At 75.6% G+C, this 14,442-nt stretch carries 15 protein-coding genes and 1 pseudogene; 5 read left to right on the forward strand and 11 right to left on the reverse strand.

The window, feature by feature from the left end:
- Window positions 1–128: pseudogene (locus MCM47_RS44195) on the reverse strand (N-acetylglucosamine-6-phosphate deacetylase); the annotation flags it as partial.
- 239 nt (window positions 129–367) lie between these two features.
- Between MCM47_RS44195 and MCM47_RS34585 the strand changes: the two are divergent.
- Window positions 368–1,126, forward strand: coding sequence for a DeoR/GlpR family DNA-binding transcription regulator (locus MCM47_RS34585; RefSeq protein WP_238950864.1), 759 nt, complete (start codon window positions 368–370; stop codon window positions 1,124–1,126).
- Window positions 1,127–1,225: 99 nt separating this feature from the next.
- Here MCM47_RS34585 and MCM47_RS34590 read toward each other — a convergent pair whose 3' ends face one another.
- The 6 genes from MCM47_RS34590 to MCM47_RS34615 all read right to left on the reverse strand — a co-directional run bounded on the left by MCM47_RS34590 (window position 1,226) and on the right by MCM47_RS34615 (window position 7,131).
- Window positions 1,226–2,089, reverse strand: a complete 864-nt coding sequence (locus tag MCM47_RS34590; RefSeq protein WP_238950866.1) for a class II fructose-bisphosphate aldolase — start codon at window positions 2,087–2,089, stop codon at window positions 1,226–1,228.
- An 89-nt stretch (window positions 2,090–2,178) separates the two neighbouring features.
- Window positions 2,179–3,102, reverse strand: a complete 924-nt coding sequence (locus MCM47_RS34595; protein ID WP_238950868.1) for a 1-phosphofructokinase family hexose kinase — start codon at window positions 3,100–3,102, stop codon at window positions 2,179–2,181.
- On the reverse strand, window positions 3,099–4,259 hold the full coding sequence (locus MCM47_RS34600) for an ROK family protein (protein WP_238950870.1): 1,161 nt from the start codon (window positions 4,257–4,259) through the stop codon (window positions 3,099–3,101). Before MCM47_RS34600 ends, MCM47_RS34595 begins: the two co-directional genes overlap by 4 nt.
- Window positions 4,256–5,143, reverse strand: a complete 888-nt coding sequence (locus tag MCM47_RS34605; RefSeq protein ID WP_238950872.1) for an SIS domain-containing protein — start codon at window positions 5,141–5,143, stop codon at window positions 4,256–4,258. Before MCM47_RS34605 ends, MCM47_RS34600 begins: the two co-directional genes overlap by 4 nt.
- A gap of 286 nt (window positions 5,144–5,429) precedes the next feature.
- A complete protein-coding gene (locus MCM47_RS34610; RefSeq protein ID WP_238950875.1) occupies window positions 5,430–6,020 on the reverse strand; it encodes a hypothetical protein in 591 nt (196 codons plus the stop codon).
- Between the two features lie 187 nt (window positions 6,021–6,207).
- A complete protein-coding gene (locus MCM47_RS34615) occupies window positions 6,208–7,131 on the reverse strand; it encodes a LysR family transcriptional regulator (protein WP_238950877.1) in 924 nt (307 codons plus the stop codon).
- Between the two features lie 137 nt (window positions 7,132–7,268).
- Here MCM47_RS34615 and MCM47_RS34620 point away from each other — a divergent pair, with 137 nt between their 5' ends.
- Together MCM47_RS34620 and MCM47_RS34625 are read left to right on the forward strand one after the other, a co-directional pair.
- A complete protein-coding gene (locus MCM47_RS34620) occupies window positions 7,269–8,567 on the forward strand; it encodes an MFS transporter (protein ID WP_238950879.1) in 1,299 nt (432 codons plus the stop codon).
- 114 nt (window positions 8,568–8,681) lie between these two features.
- The gene (locus tag MCM47_RS34625; protein WP_238950882.1) at window positions 8,682–8,984 is read left to right on the forward strand and encodes a DUF1905 domain-containing protein; all 303 of its coding nucleotides are present in this window, start codon (window positions 8,682–8,684) and stop codon (window positions 8,982–8,984) included.
- 17 nt (window positions 8,985–9,001) lie between these two features.
- On the opposite strand, the gene MCM47_RS34630 is transcribed toward MCM47_RS34625, so the two are convergent.
- Window positions 9,002–9,457, reverse strand: coding sequence for a VOC family protein (locus tag MCM47_RS34630; RefSeq protein ID WP_238950884.1), 456 nt, complete (start codon window positions 9,455–9,457; stop codon window positions 9,002–9,004).
- Window positions 9,458–9,742: 285 nt separating this feature from the next.
- Between MCM47_RS34630 and MCM47_RS34635 the strand changes: the two genes are divergently transcribed.
- Together MCM47_RS34635 and MCM47_RS34640 are read left to right on the forward strand one after the other, a co-directional pair.
- Window positions 9,743–10,630 (forward strand): CAP domain-containing protein, encoded by an 888-nt coding sequence (locus MCM47_RS34635; protein WP_238950887.1) that lies wholly within the window; start codon window positions 9,743–9,745, stop codon window positions 10,628–10,630.
- A 109-nt stretch (window positions 10,631–10,739) separates the two neighbouring features.
- On the forward strand, window positions 10,740–11,450 hold the full coding sequence (locus MCM47_RS34640; RefSeq protein ID WP_374209260.1) for a histone deacetylase: 711 nt from the start codon (window positions 10,740–10,742) through the stop codon (window positions 11,448–11,450).
- Window positions 11,451–11,485: 35 nt separating this feature from the next.
- Here MCM47_RS34640 and MCM47_RS34645 read toward each other — a convergent pair whose 3' ends face one another.
- From MCM47_RS34645 to MCM47_RS34655, 3 genes are read right to left on the reverse strand one after another with little or no spacing between them, the layout of a single operon-like run.
- Window positions 11,486–12,178, reverse strand: a complete 693-nt coding sequence (locus MCM47_RS34645) for an AIM24 family protein (protein ID WP_238950889.1) — start codon at window positions 12,176–12,178, stop codon at window positions 11,486–11,488.
- Between the two features lie 30 nt (window positions 12,179–12,208).
- The gene (locus MCM47_RS34650; RefSeq protein ID WP_238950891.1) at window positions 12,209–12,901 is read right to left on the reverse strand and encodes an AIM24 family protein; all 693 of its coding nucleotides are present in this window, start codon (window positions 12,899–12,901) and stop codon (window positions 12,209–12,211) included.
- Window positions 12,902–12,933: 32 nt separating this feature from the next.
- Window positions 12,934–14,313 carry a TerD family protein gene (locus tag MCM47_RS34655; protein WP_238950893.1) on the reverse strand — a complete coding sequence of 460 codons (1,380 nt, stop codon included), beginning with the start codon at window positions 14,311–14,313 and terminating at the stop codon, window positions 12,934–12,936.
- Window positions 14,314–14,442 lie beyond the last annotated feature (129 nt).

The following is a 14,442-nucleotide window of genomic DNA, read 5'->3' on the forward strand; positions in this document are numbered from 1 at the left end:
CCCGGCGCCACCGCGCCGCCGACACCGGCCACCACCGCGCCCTCCACCACCAGACGGCCGTCCTCGACCACCCCGGACGGAAGGACCAGCCGGGCGCCGGACAGTGCAGTACGGTCCGCGACAGTCACGCGGCCACCCCCCTGGGCTCTGGACGGGCATCTGGACGGGCAGGCGTGCTTCCGCACCGTGGGCGCGTCCGATTGGTCAGGAACGAACGTCCGGAAGCAGGACTTCGGGGGCTTGGCTGAGTGAAGTTGCTTGAAGAGTTGCCATCATAGTCAGCTTCGAGCGGCAGGACAGCCCCTCGGGGGCCCGGAATCCGGTCGCAGCAGGCCTGAAAGGCCGGGCCCGGGGCTAGACTCGCGGCATGCTCAAAGCTGATCGATCCGCGCGGATACTCGCGCACGTCACCGAAGCGGGGAGCGCCGACGTGCACGCGCTCGCCGGGCTCCTGGGCGTCTCCACCGCGACCGTCCGCCGGGACCTCCAGGAGCTCCACGAGCAGGGGCTGTTGCACCGCACGCGCGGCGGCGCGGTGACCGGCCCGGTCAACCTCGAACTGCCGCTGCGCCACCGCAGCGAGAAGCAGCGCGAGGAGAAGCGCAGGATCGCCCAGGCCGCCGCCGAACTCGTGCCGGACGGTGCGGTGGTGGGCCTCAGCGGCGGAACCACCACCAGCGAGCTGGCCCGGGTGCTGGCCGAACGCGGCGGCATCACCGTGGTGACCAACGCGGTGAACGTCGCCGCGGACCTGATCGTCCGGCCCGAGGTGCGGCTGGTGGTGATCGGCGGCATCGCCCGCACCGCGAGCTACGAGCTGGTCGGCCCGGCCGCCGACCTGATGCTCTCCCGGTACCACCTCGACGTCGCGTTCATCGGGGTGGACGGCCTGACGGCCGAGGAGGGCTGCACCACGCACGACGAGATGGAGGCCCAGACCGACCGGGCGTTCCTGCGCAGCAGCGCCCGCGCCGTCGTCCTGGCCGACAGTACCAAGGCGGGCAGGGTCACCTTCGCGCGGATCTGTCCGCTCGCGGACGTCGACGACCTGGTGACGGACGCCGGCCTGACGGACGCCCAGGCGAAGGCGTTCGCCGCCTGCGGGGTGCGGGTCCGCCGCGCCTGACGGCGACGGCGCCGGGCGGGTGCGCCGGGGCGGGTGCGCCGGGGCGGGTGCGCCGGGGCGGCTGCACGGTCCGCGCACCAGCGCCCGCCCGACGAGGGCTCATCCGACGGGCGCCGTCGCGATGGTGGGCAGGAGCCGGGCGGCGGCCTCGGTGACCGCGCCGCGGCCGGCGGCGAGGTAGCCGCGCGGGTCGACGGCGCGCTCGTCGCCGGCGAGGTGGGCGCGGACGGCGGCCGTCATCGCGATGCTCAGCGCCGTACCGATGTTGACCTTGGTGATGCCGCCGCCGACGGCCCGCCGCAGCTCGTCGTCCGGTACGCCGGAGGAGCCGTGCAGGACGAGCGGGACGTCCAGCGCCGCGCGCAGGTCGGCCAGCAGGGTGTGGTCGAGCCGGGCGTCGCGGGAGGTCATGGCGTGCGTGCTGCCGATGGCGACGGCGAGGGCGTCCACACCGGTCTCGGCGACGAAGTGCCGGGCCTCCTCGGGCCGGGTCCGGGCCCCGGGTGCGTGCGCGTCCCGCGGTCCCCGGCCGTCCTTGCCGCCGACCTCGCCGAGTTCGGCCTCCAGCCAGAGCCCCGCGCCGTGTGCCCAGGCGGTGGCGGCGCGGGTGGCGGCGACGTTCTGCTCGTACGGCAGGTGGGCGGCGTCGAACATCACCGAGCTGAACCCGCAGTCGGCGGCCTGGCGGAGCAGCCCGTCGCCGGTCACGTGGTCCAGGTGGAGCGCCACCGGGACGGTGCTCGGCTCGGCGCACCGCACCGCGGCGGCGGCCAGCGGGCCCGGCCGTCCGCCGTGGTAGCGCACGGCGTTCTCGCTGATCTGGAGGATCACCGGCGCCCCGGCCGCCTCGGCCGCGGCGACCACGGCCTCGATGTGCTCCAGGGTGATGACGTTGAAGGCGGCGACGGCGCCGCGCCGGGCCGCGGCCCGGCCGACCAGGTCACCGGTGGCTGCCAGGGGCATGGGCTCTCCTGAGGGTGTGTGAGGTTGCGGGGCGGTCGCCGTGGTGTCTTCGGGTGGGCTCCGACGGAGCCCTCGCAGGAGCGGGCCGGTCAGGCCGGGCGGAGAGCGACCAGGGGGAGGTCGTGCAGGTACGCCCGGCGGTCGACGTGGCCGGCGTACGGTGCCCGGACGGCCGCGGCGGACAGCGCCACCGCATGGGCGAGCGTCTGCCGCCAGGGGCTGCCCTCGGCGAGGGCCGCGGCGAGCGCGGCCACCACGGCGTCGCCCGCACCGGTCGGGTTGCCCCCGCGCACCGCGCGGTCCTCGGGGAGCCGGGCGTGCCAGGCACCGTCCGGGGTGACGGCCAGCACGCCGGCCGGCCCGAGCGAGGCGACCACCGCCCGGGCGCCGCCGTCCGTCAGGGCCCGGGCGGCGGCGAGCGGGTCCGCGATCCCGGTGGCGTCCCGCAGCTCGGCCGCGTTGGGCTTGACCACCGTCGGCCGGGCCCCCAGCGCCTCGGTGAGTGCGGGCCCGCCGGCGTCGAGGACGATGGGGACGCCGTGCCGGTGGGCGAGGCGGACCAGCTCCCCGTAGGCGCCGGGGCGCAGCCCGCGGGGCAGACTGCCGGCGAGCACCAGGGCGTGGGCGGCGGGCAGCAGGCGCGCGGCACCCGCCAGGACCGCCGCCCAGTCCTCGTCGGCGAGCTCGGGCCCGGGCTCGTTGAGGACGGTCGCGTCGGTCTCGTCGACGACGGTGACGGTGCGCCGGGTCGCGGCGCCGGGGCGGAGCGGGACGGGCAGGTACGGGAGGCCGGACCGGTCCAGCTCGGCCCGGACGACGTCGCCGGTCGGCCCGCCCAGCGGCAGCAGCGCGGTGGCCGGGCGGCCCAGGGCGTGCAGCACGCGGGCGACGTTCACGCCCTTGCCGCCGGCCTGTTCGTGGACGGCGGCCACCCGGTGGGTGGTGTGCGGGCGCAGCGCGGGCACGGCGTAGGTGACGTCGAGCGCGGGGTTGGGGGTGACGGTCAGGATCACGGGGCTGTGGTCCGTCCGGGCGTCGGGGCGGCAGCCGTCGCGGCGACGGCAGGCGTCGCGGCGGCCATCGGGGCAGGGGCAGGCGTCGGGGCAGGGGCAGGCGTCGGGGTGGGGGCAGGCGTCGGGGCGGGAGCGGGGCCGGGTGCCGGCGATGCGCCGGTCACCGTGTCCAGGGCCCGCAGGCCGGCGCCCAGGCAGCCGGCGGCCGCCCCGAGTGCGGCGGGGACCAGGCGCGGCGGCACCAGGATCCGCGCGCGGGCGGCCAGGGCCGCCGCGAGCGGGTCGAGCAACAGACGGCCGGACTCGGCCAGCCCGCCGCCGAGCACGACCAGCGGCGGGTCCAGGACCAGGGCGGCCGCGGCGAGTGCGTCGGCCAGGGCGTCCACCGCCTCGGCCCACACCGCGCGCGCCGCCCGGTCGCCCGCGGCCGCCAGCCGGGCCACCTCCTCCGCGGGGGCCTGCCGCCCGGCGGCCCCGGCGTACCGGCGGGACACGGCGGCGGCCGAGGCGTAGGTCTCCGTGCAGCCGAGCGCCCCGCAGGCGCACCGCTCCCCGCCGGGCCGGACCACGAGGTGGCCGATCTCCCCGGCCCGGTGGTGCGCGCCCGGCTCGGCCCGGCCACCGGTCATCACGGCCGCCGCGATGCTCGTACCGACCGGGACGAAGAGGAAGCGCTCCGCGCCGCGTCCGGCGCCGAGCCGTGCCTCGGCCGTGCCGCCGGCCCGCACGTCGTGGGTGACGGCGACCGGTAGGCCGGTGCGCTCGGCCAGGAGCGCGCGGAAGGGGACGTCGCGCCAGCCGATGGTGGCCGAGTGGACCCCGGTGCCGGTGTCCTCGTCCACGACACCGGGGACGGCGAGGCCGATGGCGTCGACCTCGGCGCCCTGCCGTTCGGCGTGGCGGAGCAGTTCGGCGACCACCGCCACGATCGTGTCGACGACGGCCCCGGGCCCGCGTTCGCGCCCGGTGGCCCGGTGTTCGCGGTGCCGGACGGCGGCCTCGCGGTCGAGCAGCGCCGCCTTGATCCCGGTGCCGCCGACGTCCACGGCGACGACCAGGCGCGCTGCCCCGCCTTCGCCCCGGACGGGCGCGGGAGCGTGCCGAGGGTCGGTCAGGCCGGCCCGCGCCGACCCGCTCGTCGGGTGGCGCACGCTCATGAACCGGTGAGGACCACGGAGCGGGTCAGGTGCCGCGGCCGGTCCGGGTCCAGGCCCTTCGCGGCGGCGAGGGCCGCGGCCAGCCGGTGGACGCGGACCAGTTCGGCGAGCGGGTCGAGCCCGCCCTCGATCCAGCGCGCGCCGGTCCCCCGCACCTGTTCGGCGAGACCGGCCGGCGCCGTGCCGAGCATCCAGGTGGCGGTGGACGGGGCGGCGATGCTGATCGGTCCGTGCCGGTACTCCATGGCCGGGTACGCCTCGCTCCAGGCGAGCGCCGCCTCCCGCAGCTTGAGCCCGGCCTCGTTGGCCAGGCCGACGGTCCAGCCGGTGCCGAGGAAGGTGAACTGCGTGCAGCCCGTGAGGCCTTCGGGCAGCGGTTCGGCCAGTGCGCGCCGCCCGTCCGCCTCGACCGCCCCGGTGTGCAGGCCCAGGTGGGCGCGGAGCAGGGTGAGCGCCGTGGTGGCGAACCGGGTCTGCACCACGGACCGCTCGTCGGCGAAGTCCAGGACGGCGAGCTCGTCGGCCGCGCCCATCACCGGGGTGTCCGGGTCGGCGGTGATCGCGGAGGTGCGGACCTGCCCGCGCAGCCCGCCCAGGAGGGTCAGCACTTCGGTGGTGGTCCCGGAGCGGGTGAGGGCGAGCACCCGGTCGTAGGAGCGGACGCCCGGGAACTCGGAGGCGGCGAAGGCGTCGGTGACGCCGTGTCCGGCCGCCTCCCGGAGCCCGGCGTAGGCCTGTCCCATGAACAGCGACGTCCCGCACCCGACGACCGCCACCCGCTCGCCGTGTTCGGGCAGCGCCGGGCAGTCCGTCCCCGCGAGCTCCGCCGCTCGGCGCCAGCAGTCCGGCTGGCTGGCGATCTCGGCCTCGACATGGGTCGCCATCGGCCACCTCCCTCATGAGCGCTTGCCGATAACTGATCTCTTTGCGCTTGATTCAAGCATCTTTGAACAGAGCAGGGAAGCGTTATGCGCAGTTCTCTGCGGGAAGATGCGACATCGCGCGACGTCTGCACACTCCCGGGGTGAAGGCGGCGGGGACGGAGGCAGCAGGGAACGGCGACGGGCGCGTTCTCCGGGGAGAACGCGCCCGTCATGGAAGGGTGGGTGGAGAGAGTCGTGGAAGGGCGGTGGAGAGAGAGCGGGCCGGAGGGGACGGCCGGCGGACGGCTCAGCGGCAGACCGCGCCCTGCTGGTCGGCCAGGACCCGCTCCGTCAACTTGCCCAGCGCCTTGGTCATCGCGTCCCGGCCCGCGGGCGTCGCCGGGATGATGCTGCTGTCGGCGCTCACCACCACCATGACGCCCTTGGAGTGGTCCCCGGCGCAGTAGTCGATCACCGACCCGCCCGGCCCGGCCGCCATGACGCCCCGGCCGATCAGGTCCTTCGTCTCCGCGTGACCGGGTTCCGCCGGCCCCTCGGGATCGAAACGGCCCACGGAGACCCGCACGGCGGTCTCACCGTCGACCTCGATCTCGCAGGAGACGCGCTTGGCGTCCGTCGTGTCACGGCGTTCGGTGCCCGGGCGCCCCTTGGGCAGGACGGTGGCGAGCGGCGTGCCGGCGGCCCGCTCCAGACCGCAGAGCGTCTGCTTCGGCCCGGCCTCCTCGTCGTCACCGAGGACCACCACCGCCCCGACCACCGCCGCCGCCACGGCCACCGCGGCCCCGCCGAACAGCCGGAGCCTACGGCCCCGGCCGCCCTCCGGACCGGAGATCGTCTCGGTCGTCTCCGACGAGGCGTCGGACTGAGTGTCCGTCATGTGTCGTGTCCCCCTGATGCGCCGGACTTCCGTCCGGCCGTGAACTACGTGGATGCGGCGCGGAGCATATCGTGGAACGGCCGCCACAATCATCACAGTAGTCACACCAGTCCCGGGAAACCCAGGGATCCTGGCACGCACCACCCAGGATCTCCCCGGAGGCGCCCCCTGACCCGGCCGATCCCGGTCAGTCGGCCCAGTCCGGCTTCCAGACCGGCTGCGGACCGGACGACGGCACCGCGAGGTGGCGGCGGAGCAGGGCCAGGGCCGGGTGGGCGTTGTCGCGGTGCCAGAGCAGGTAGTGCGGGTAGACGGGGGTCGGGTCGAGCACCGGGATGCGCCGGAGGTCGTAGCCGGCGGGCCAGACGAGCCGGGTCTGCGCGCCGACCAGGCTCGCCAGGGTCGTCGAGTCGGCGACCACCTCCAGCAGGCCCTCGATGCCGAAGTTGGGGCCGGTCGACTCGATGCCGAGCCCGAACGCGGCGGCGAGGTCGTCGTAGTAGGCGGCCCATTCCGTCCCCGGGACGATGCCGGGGATCCAGATCCGGTGCCCGGGCAGCTCGGCCGGCGTCACCGAGCGGGCGTCGGCCAGCGCGTGGCCCGGTCCGGTGAGGAGCTCGTGCGGCTCGTCCAGCGCCGGGGCCGCCTCGATGCCGTCGGGCAGTTGGAGGCCGGGGGCGGTCACGGCGCGGAAGGTCGCGTCGATCGCGCCCGCGGCGACCTCCGCGAGTGCGGTCGCGGCGTCGAACAGGGTCACCACGTCGAGGTCGACGTCCGGGTGCGCCCGGTGGAACTCGCGCAGCAGCGCCGAGGGCGCGAGCCGGGAGCCGATCACGTCGACGCGCAGCGCCCGGCGGCCCGGCCGGACCGAGTCCGCGGCCCGCTCCGCCGCCCGCAGCACCTCCCGGGCGTGCGGCAGGAACGCCTGGCCGTCCACCGTGAGCCGGGCGCCGCGCGCGGTGCGGGTGAACAGACGCACGCCGAGCTCCTTCTCCAGCACGGCGATGCGTTTGGAGACGGCCTGCTGGGTGATCGACAGGTCCGCCGCGGCCTCCTGGAACCGGCCCGAGTCCACGATCGCGACGAAGGTGCGTACGGCTTCGAGGTCCATGCCCGCCAGCCTAGGGGCGTCGCGATCCTGGTGACACAACCACTGGTTGTGTCCCGGCCGCCGGGCGGTTGTTTGCCCCCGGCCCCCGCGGCTCGATTGGATGCCGGTCGTCGGCGACGGACGAGAGGCGGGGTGGCGTGGCGGAGACGGGTGCGGGACGACGCGGCGCCGGGGCGTCCCTGGGGCGGCCGTTCCGCCGGCTGTGGGCGGCGTACGCCGTCAGTGCGCTCGGCACGCGGCTGGCCTTCAACGCGTTTCCGCTGGTGGCGCTGCAGGTCCTGCACGTCGGACCGGCGCGGGTGGCGGCCCTGGCGGCGGCCGGCGCCGCCGTGGGCGCCGCGGTGGCGGTGCCGCTCGGACCGTGGGTGGAGTTCCACCGGAAGCGGCCGGTGATGGTCGCGATGGACGCCGTGCGGTTCGCGGCGCTGATCAGCGTCCCGGCCGCGTACGCGCTCGGCGTGCTCGGCTTCACCCAACTGCTGGTTGTGGCAATGGTCGTCGCCGCCGCCGACATCGCCTTCGGCGCGGCCTCCGGCGCCCACCTCAAGGCGCTCGTCCCACCGGCCGACCGGCTCCGCGCGAACGCGAGGTTCGAATCGACGGCCTGGACCACCACTGTCCTGGGACCGCCGCTGGGCGGCGCCGCAGCCGGCCTGTTCGGGCCGGTGGCGGCCATCGCCGTCGACGCCGTGAGCTACCTGCTCTCCGCCCTGGGCCTGCGGGCCATCGGCGGGCGGGAGGCGCGACCCGAGCGTCCGACGGCCCCGCTCCTGCGCCCCACCGGGGCGGCCGAGGGGTGGCGGCACCTGCTCACCGACCCGGTGCTGCGCCCGCTCTTCCTCAACGCCGTCCTGGTGAACGGCCTGATCATGGCGGCGGAGCCGCCGCTCGCCGTCCTGATGATCGGCGGGCTCGGCTTCGCCCCCTGGCAGTACGGGCTGGCCTTCGCCGTGCCGTGCGTCGGCGGGTTGGTCGGCTCGCGGCTGGCCGGGCGGCTGGTCGCCCGGTTCGGCCGGCACCGGGTCCTGCGCACCACCGGGGTGCTGCGGGTGTGCTGGCTGCCCGGCCTGGCCTTCGTCAGACCGGGCCCGGGCGGGCTGCTGCTCGTGATGGCGGTCGAGTTCGGGCTGATCCTCTGCGTGGGCGTGTTCAACCCCGTGCTCGCCACCGACCGGCTCGACCGCACGCCGACGGACCGGCTCGCCCGCACCCTCGCGGCCTGGTCCGTCACCGGAAAGGCCGTCATCGCGGCGTTCACCGCGCTCTGGGGCGTGCTGGCCGCCGTGGCCGGCCCGCGCGCGGCGATCGCGACCGCGGGTCTGCTGGCGCTGGCGACGCCTCTCCTGCTCCCCCGGCGGGAGCCGGGCGCGGACCGGGCGCCCGGCGACCCGGCGGGTCGCGACGCCGTTCACCGGGCCGGCCGGCCGGCCCGGTGAACGGAGCGGACGGAGCGGACGGAGCGGACGGCCTGATCACACCGCCGTGATCATCACCGCCCCGCGCCGGTCTCGGCGCCGCCCGTTGTCGGTGCCGCGTGCCATGCTGGGGCCGTGCGCTTCGAATTCGATGCCGAGCTGTGGATCTGGGACGCCCGACGGTCCGACAGCTGGACGTTCGTCAGTCTGCCGACGGAGGCGTCCGAGGAGATCCGGGACCACCCCGGCGGGCCGCCGCGCGGCTTCGGCTCGCGGCGCGTTCAGGTCACCGTCGGCGGCAGCACCTGGCTGACCTCGATCTTCCCGGACAGCGCTCGCGGCTGCTACGTGCTGCCGGTCAAGCGCGCGGTCCGCAAGGCCGAAGGCCTGGAGTCGGGTGACACCGCGTCGGTGACAGTCGAGCTGCTCGACGTCTGACGGCCGGACGAGCGGTCCTAGACGACGCAGAACTCGTTGCCCTCGGGGTCCTGCAGGACGACGGCGTAGTACTCCATGTCCGGCTCGTCCATGATCCGCAGCACCGTGGCACCGGCCTCGGTGAGCCGCTCGACCTCGGCGGTGACCCGCTCGGTGCGGACCGCCAGCGGGACCTCGCGCCCTCCGCCGACCTTCAGGTCGAGGTGCAGCCGGTTCTTGGTCACCTTCGGCTCCGGGACCTGCTGGAACCAGACCCGTGGCCCCCGCCCCGCCGGATCGACGATCGACTCCGGCGTCTCCCCGGCCCCGGCCGGCAGCTCCTCCGCGGGCACGCCCATGTCCGACCAGTACTCCCGCCACGTGGCGTGGCCGTTCGGCGGAGGCTCCGGCACGTACCCCAGCGCCTCGGACCAGAAGCTCACCAGCCTGCGCGGGTCGGCGCAGTCGACCACCAGCTGCAGCGTCATCTCCATACCCGCAGGGTGCCACGCGGGTCCGACGGCATCGACTCGTCCTTCGGGCCCCGCCCCTCACCGGTCCGGCTTGCCCGGGCGTTCGTAGGCCGACTCGATCGCTTCCCAACCGAGGGCGAGCGGGTTCTGCCAGGTGTGCGATCAATTTGCGTTATCCCCGTTCATCCGGCGGGTCTCCTGTGGTGTCGACGCGTGACGCGTCGGCCGGCCGGGTGGGGCGCGCGTGGTGGGAGAGCCGCGACGCCGTACCGGGCCGCCGGTTGGAGACAAGGAGTCCGTGTCCTCATGCAGTCCATACGTCGCCGGCAGGGGCTGGCCGTTGTCGTGGCGGTCGGTGTCGTGGCAGCCGCAGCGAGCGCGTGCGGCCCGGAGCCCGGCGCACAGGCCTCGGACAGGTCCGGTGCGGTGGCCGCGACGGTGGCACCCGTCGCCGGCCTCCCGTCCGCGGAGCCGGCTTCCGCACCGTCGGCGACCGCCTCCGCCTCCTCTCCCCCCACGGCGACGGCGAGCGCGGCGGCCACGACGTCCGCCACGGCCACGACGTCGACGCCCACGGGTACCCCGACCGCGGCGGCCACCCGGGCCACGCCGGGCCCGGCGGCCCCGAGCGTCCCTCCCACGGCACCGGCCGGCGCCGCCGGGCCGGGCCAGGCCGCCAAGACGCCCGCCGGTGCCGCGCCCCGTCCGGGCGCCGCCACGCCGTCGCCCCGGACCGCTCCGAACGCCGGCACCGACACCGACAACGGCACCGGCACCGGCACCGGCAACGCGGCGCCGGACCGCTCGGCCGGCGGCGCCGAAGCGCTCTCGTTGCGCCTGATCAACGAGGAGCGGGTCCGCAACGGCGTCCCGGCCCTGGTCGTGAAGGCCGACCTGACGGCCTTCGCCGAAAAGTGGGCCCGCCACATGCGCGAGACCGGGTTCGCCCACTCGGAGAACGCCTCGGGCGCCGGTCCCAGCCTGACCGGGAGCCGGACGCTGACCGGCGAGTGCATCGTCATGTGGGGCGACGCCGCGATGACCGGGGAACAGGCCGCGGTCCAGTTCCAGCGGATGTGGACCGAGTCCCCGGGCCACCACGCCGCGCAGATCAACCCGCGCTACAAGGAGATCGGCGTCGGCCTCTTCCACGACTCCAGCGGCTGGTGGGGCGTGCACGAGTTCGCCGGCTGACCCGCCCCCGCCCGGCGGTCCCGGCCGAGCCGCTGCCCCGGGTCACCGGACACACCCCGGCCCGGCCCGTCGCGGGCGCCGGGTCGGGCGGGTCGGCTAGCGTCCGGGTGTGGTGGAGATTCGACGGGTCGTCGGCCCGGCGGCACAGCGCCCGGAGCCCGGGCGGGCGGCGGCGCAGCGCCCGGCCGTGCCCGGGCTGGTCTGGTACGCGGCGTACGGGTCGAACATGCACGCCGAGCGGCTGAACGTCTACCTCCGGGGCGGGCGGCCGGCGGGCGGGGCGCGCAGCTGCCCGGGGGCGCGGGACCGGCGGCCACCGCGGCGCAGCCTCCCCGTGCTGCTGCCGGGGGTCCTCTACTTCGCCTCGCTGTCGCTGATGTGGACGGGCGGGTCCGGGTTCTACGATCCCGCCGCGGACGGGGAGGTGCCGGCCCGCGCCTACCTGCTGACCGCCGAGCAGTTCGGCGACATCGCCCAGCAGGAGATGCGCCGGGCTCCGCTGGAGGACCTCGACCTCTCGCCGGTGCTCGCCACCGGCCGCGAGCAACTCGGGACCGGCCGGTACGAGACGCTGGTCCACCCGGGCGACCTGGACGGACGGCCGGTGCTGACGTTCACCGCGTCCTGGTCGCTGGCCGAGGCGGTGCTGAACGCGCCGTCCGCCGCCTACCTGCGCAACCTCGCCTCCGGGCTGGCCGAGGCCCACGGCTGGGGTCCGGGCCGGGCGGCCGACTACCTCAGCAGCCGGCCGGGCGCGGCCGGGCACTGGAGCGCGGACGCCGTACGCCGGGCCCTGGGCGGCGCCGGACCGGCGGGCTGACGCACCGGCCGCCGGCCCCGGGCACGGGAACCCGCTCAGCGCCGGGGGAGGCGCTGGGGCGGGCGCAGCTCGCTGGGCTGGACGAGGACGAAGCCGTCCCCGGTGAAGGAGAGCTCCCAGCCCTCGGTCGCGGTGCCGTGCCGGCGCCAGGCCTCGGTGTTGGCGCTCTGCGCCTGAAGCTGCACCTCCAGCGCCGACGACCAGCCGACCACCGCGTCGGCGTCCGCGTAGACGTACTCGCCGGCCCGCACCGGCATCACCAGCGGGCGTCCCGAGGTCATCACCACCAGCCGGCCGTTGCCGGACAGCTCCAGGCTGTGGTTGCCGATGCCGGAGATCCGCTCGCCGCCCTCGACGGCGACCGTCCGCCACGTGATGCCCGCGTCGAAGGCCAGGACGTAGGCGCTGGTGATGGTCAGCCGGTCGCCCCGCAGGTCCAGGACGTGCAGGTGCTGGGCGAGGTTGGCGAGGTAGACCGTGCCGGTGCCGGTGCAGCGCATCAGGTCCATGGCGGGGGGCGGCTGCGCCGGACCGCCCTGTTGGTTGCGCTGGCCGCGGGGCGGCCGCCAGGCGGTGAACCGCACCCGGCCGGTGTGCGCGACCATCGCGCCGGTGCGGGCCAGCACCTCGGCCCGCCCGTCCAGCACGACGCGCAGCAGCTGCGGGTTCTGCAGGGCGAACCGCTCGTCGCCGGTCAGGGCCGTGTGGTCGAGAAGGGGGCTGTGCACGGTGATCGTTGCTCCTCAGCTGCGGACTGTTCAGCCGCGGATCTTGAATCGGTCGGAGGTCTCCTCACTGGGCTGGACGACGACGAAGCCCGAGCCCCGGAAACCCAGCTGCAGGGCCTCGCCGCTGCCGCGGCCGATCAGCGAGCCGACCTTGAGGGTGCGCCTGGTCTGGATCTCCAGCCCGGTGGTCCAGGCGACCAGCGCGTCCGGGTCGACGTAGGTCGGCGCCTCGGCGCAGTCCAGCACCACGGGGACGCCGTGGGAGGTGACGGACACCCAGCCGCTGCCGCGCACGGTGACGTTGTAGAGCCCGGTGCCGGCCAGCAGTGCCGGCCCCTTCACCTTCTCGACGGTGCACGCCAGCGAGGCGTCCAGGGCGAGCAGGTGCGAGCCGTTGACGGACAGCGCCTCGTCGTCGAGCTGGAGGTTGAGCACGTGTGCGCCGAAGTCGGCGAGGTAGAGGGTGCCGTCGCCGAACCAGCGCAGCAGCGGGCTTCGCTCGCCCGAGGCCCACTCGCCGAGCGCCCGCCGGAAGGACTGGGACACCGGCTCGTACTGCAGGTAGCCGTCGTAGGCCACCATCGCGCCGGCCTTGGCCAGGACGTCCTGGCCGGTGGTGACGGCGACCTTGCACATCGCGCCGCCGTGGTTGCTCATCCGCGCCGTGGCCGGCGAGGCGGTGAACTCCTCCAGGTACGTGCCCGAGAGCACCTGCCGCTCCATCGGTACCTCCTTGCTCCGGGCTCTGCGCCCGCTCAGACCTCGAACGGCTGGACGACGATGAAGTTGCCCGGCCCGCCCCGGAACTGCACGCTGAACGCCTCCGCGGCGTGGCCCCGGTACGCGGAGCGCCGGATCCGCACCGGCGCGGTGGTGATCACCTGCGCCCCGCGGGACCAGGCCACCAGGGCGTGCAGGTCGGCGTAGGTCTCGGGTGCCGGAGTGACCGGCAGCACCACCGGGATGCCGGTGGTCTTCACGACGACCGTGCCGTGGCCGCTGAACTGGAGCGTGTAGAAGCCGCCGTTCGGCAGCCCCTCGCCCTCGATCCGGCGGACCTCGTGCTCCAGGTGCGCGTCGAAGGCCAGTACCCGGTCGGAGCTGACGCAGAGCGCGTCGCCCTCCAGCCGCACGAGGTGGAGGTGGCTGGCCTCGTCCGCGAGGAACACCTGGCCCTCGCCGGAGACGCGCATCAGCTTCAGCGTCTGGCCAGTGAGGTTGGCGGTCAGCTTGCGCAGCATGCCGGAGCTCTCGTGGGCGAAGTCGGCCTGCCCCTGGTAGGCCACCATGCTGCCGTGCAGCGCCAGGACGTCCTGGTCCTTGGTGAGGGTGTAGCGCACCAGGTGGTCGTTCTGCCGGACCCAGCCGGACTGCTCGGGGACCTCGGCGTACTTGACCAGGCTGATCCGGACGCCGGGCGGCTCGGGGACAGGGACGGACGCCACGGGCGGTGGCGGAGCCGCGGGCGGCACCGGTGCGGCGGACGGCACGGGCACCTGCTGCGCCGGCACCTGAACGGTGGGCGCGGGTGCGGGGGTCGGCGGCACGTCGGCCGGCGGGGCCGGTGCCGGCGCCGGCACCGTGGCGGTCGGCGGCTCGTCCTCCTCGACGGCCTCGCCGCCGAAGTTCTCCAGCAGCGCCCGCAGGCCGCCGTCGAAACCCTGGCCGACCGCGGTGAAGCGCCACTCGCCGTTGCGCCGGTACAGGTCGGCCAGCATCACCGCGCGCTCGGTGCTGAACTCCGCGCCGGTGAAGGAGTACCGGCCGACCTCCGCGCCGTCCGCGACCAGCCGGACGTAGCCGGAGGCCACCTGTGACATCACGCCTTCGCCGTCGATCGCCGCGGTCAGGCTCAGCCGGTGGATCGCCGCCGGGACGTCCGGCAGCAGGACGCGGAACGCCTCGGTGTCACCGGACTGCGCACCCAGCAGCCGCACCGATCCCTCGGGGCTGGCGGGCTGGTTGAAGAAGACGAAGTAGCGGTCGTCGCTCAGCCGTTCCTCGGCGTCCAGGCCGAAGCAGCTGACGTCGATCACCAGCCCCGGGGCGTCCAGGTGCACCCCGAGGTAGAGCTCGGTCCCGGGCGTGAGATCGGCGATGCGCACCCGCGCGGCCTTCGTGAGTTCCCTGCTCATGGTGCCGGACCGGCCCTCCCCCTCTGTCCCGGGCGTGGTCCCGCGACCCTACCCCACCCGGTCCGGACGAAGCAGGGGCCCGAACGGTTGCGGGCCGGCCCGCGCCGACCCGCCGGCCCGTCAACCCGC

The sequence above is a fragment of the Kitasatospora sp. A2-31 genome (assembly GCF_022288725.1).
Lineage (GTDB): Bacteria > Actinomycetota > Actinomycetes > Streptomycetales > Streptomycetaceae > Kitasatospora.